Source organism: Myxococcus sp. AB025B (genome assembly GCF_006518215.1).
Taxonomy (GTDB): domain Bacteria; phylum Myxococcota; class Myxococcia; order Myxococcales; family Myxococcaceae; genus Myxococcus; species Myxococcus fulvus.
On sequence record NZ_SRLW01000552.1, the window covers coordinates 1 to 2,773 of the forward strand.

Genomic DNA, 2,773 nt, shown 5'->3' on the forward strand with positions numbered 1-2,773 from the left:
CCCAGGTGCCACGCCAGTTGATTCGCACGCCGCTCCAGCTCCGCGTACGTCAGCGACTCCCCTCCCCACACCACCGCCACCGCCTCCGGCGTCCGCCTCGCCTGCGCCTCCACCAGCTCGTGCGCGCAGACCTCGACGCGAGTCTCCGAAGGCGCGGGGTTCCAGCGCTCCAGCGCGAGCCGCCGGTCCGACTCCGTGAGCAGCGACAGCTCGGACAGGCGGACATCGGGCGCGAGCACCGCGCGCTCCAACAACCGCTCCAGGTGCGCGACGAGGCGCTCGGCCGACGCGGGCTCGTACAGGTCCGTGCGGTACTCCAGCGTGCCCGTGAGCCCCGAGGGCGACTCACTCAACGTCAGCGTGAAGTCGAACTTCGACGTGCCACTGTCGACATCGAGCGGACGGAAGCGCAGCCCCGGGCTCTCGAGCGCCGCCATGGGCGTGTTGACCAGCACCAGCGCCACCTCGAAGAAGGGCGTCCGCTTCGGCTGTCGCTCCGGCTGGAGCACCTCGACCAGCTTCTCGAAGGGCACATCCTGGTGCGAGTACGCGCCCAGCGTCGTCTCCCGAACCCGCTTCAGGAGCTCTCGGAACGTCGGCTCCCCCTCCAGCTTCGTGCGCAGCACCAGCGTGTTCACGAAGAAGCCGATCAACCCTTCCGTGTCCGCGGAGGTCCTCCCCGCCACGGGAGCCCCCACGCAGATGTCGTCCTGCCCCGAGTAGCGCGCCAGCAGCGCCTGCAGCCCCGCGAGCAGGCCCATGAACAGCGTCGCGCCCTCCTGTCGGCAGAAGCCGCGCAGCATCCGCACCAGCCCCACCGGCAGCGTCACCTTGATGACCGCGCCCGGATTCGACGTGTCCTCGCCGCGAGGGTGGTCCGTCGGCAGCTCCAGCGAAGGAGGCGCTCCGTCCAGTTGCTTGCGCCACCACTCGACCTGACGCTCCAGCGCCTCGCCACGCAGCCGGTCGCGCTGCCGCACCGCGTGGTCCACGTACTGGATGGGGAGCTCGGGCAACGGGGACGCACGGCCCGCGCTGAAGGACTCGTAGAGCGCCACCATCTCCCGGATGAGCACCGCGATGGACCACGCGTCCGAGACGATGTGATGCATCGTCACCACCACCAGGTGCTCGCCCTCCTGGAGCCGCAACAAGCGCGCGCGCAGCAGCGGCCCTCGCGCCAGGTCGAACGGCTTGCGCGCCTCCTCGCGCACCGCGCGCAGCCCCAGCGCCTCGCGCTCCGCCGCGGGCAGGTAACGCAGGTCTTCCACCTCCAGCGCCATCGGCGCGTTGCCCGCGTGCGCCACCACCTGCAACGGCCGCCCATCCCGCGCCGGGAATACCGTGCGCAGCGACTGGTGCCGACACACCAGCTCCGTGAAGGCCCGCTCCAACGCGGCCACATCGAGCGTGCCCTCCAACCGGATGGCCGCCGGCAGGTTGTAGAGCGGGCTGCCCGGCGCGTACTGGTCCAGGAACCACAGCCGCTGCTGCGCGAAGGACAACTCCGCCTGCCGCTCGCACGGCACCAGCGACGACGGCCGCTCCCGCGACGCGCGCACCGGCTCCAGCACCTCTCCGGGCCGCAGCGCCACCAACGCGTCGATGCGCCCCGCCAGCGCCTCCACCGTCCCCAGGTCGAACATCTCCTGGAGCGACACCTCCACGCGCATCACCGTCCGGATGCGTGACAACACCTGCGTCGCCAGCAACGAGTGGCCCCCCAGCTCGAAGAAGCCATCGAGCGCGCCCACTTGCTGGATGTTCAATACCTCACTCCAGATGAGCGCCACCGCGCGTTCGGTCTCGGTGCGGGGCTCCATCGCACGGGTGACGCTGCGCTCAACGCGGAGGTCCTGGGAGCGTGGCTGGGTCATGAGAGAGGGGCCTGGGAGGGGAGTCCAGGTAAAACATGTCTTACATACAAAACCGGTGTAATTGCACGCAGCCTCCCCACAAGGACGTGCGGTTCACACTTCCGAGCGTGGTGTGCGCGGGACCCGGGCTGAAGCGTTCGCGTCAGGGCACTCGGAAAATTGCCCCACACCTGGACACGCGACCCGTGCGGGCACGTCCGACGCGATGCGTGTGACGCGCCCGCACATGACTCGAGCGATCAACCAGGCTCAGCGCTGAACGGAGGCTCGCGTCACTCCGACGGGTTGACGATGACGTCCATCGTCCGGTGCATGCGCTCCAGCCCCAGGCTCACCAGCGCGCGACGAATCTCCGCCTGTCCCCAGAAGAACTTGCGGAACACGTCACGGTCCAGGCGCAGCAACGTGCACGGCGTCAGCGTCTTCACCGTCGCCGTCGCGAGCCGTCCTCGCAGCAACGACACCTCGCCGAAGATGGCGCCCTCCCCCATGTCCGGATACGGGGTGACACGACCATCCGGGTGCGTGTGGAAGACAGCGCACCTGCCGCGCAGCAGGATGTAGAGCGCCTCGCCAGGGACGCCACGCGTGAGCAGCGTCTCCCCCGCGCCGATGGAACAGGGCACCAGCGCGCTGCCCAATTGCGCCCACAGCTCCGGTGACAACCCGCGCAGCAGCGGGCTGCTCCGCAACGCATCCTCCAGCAACCGCTCGCGGCATCGCATCTCGACCACCGGCGCCTCCAGCCCGTGACGCGCGCCCATCAGCACCAGCCCCGTCCGGGTCAGCTCGCGTAGCACGGTGCGCTCCATCGTCACCACGCTCGCGGTCCGCGGACCGCGAGCGTGGTGACGATGGAGCGCACCGTGCTACGCGAGCTGACCCGGACGGGGCTG

The 2,773-nt window shown here is 69.9% G+C and carries 2 protein-coding genes; both read right to left on the minus strand.

Annotated features, from left to right (window positions below):
* On the minus strand, nt 1-1,769 hold a 1,769-nt coding region (locus tag FL311_RS42455; RefSeq protein WP_255510414.1), incomplete at its 3' end, for a condensation domain-containing protein.
* Nucleotides 1,770-2,149: 380 nt separating this feature from the next.
* Entirely contained in the window at nt 2,150-2,677 is a 528-nt protein-coding gene (locus FL311_RS42460) for a Crp/Fnr family transcriptional regulator (protein ID WP_228557458.1), read from the minus strand.
* Between the last annotated feature and the right edge of the window lie 96 nt (nt 2,678-2,773).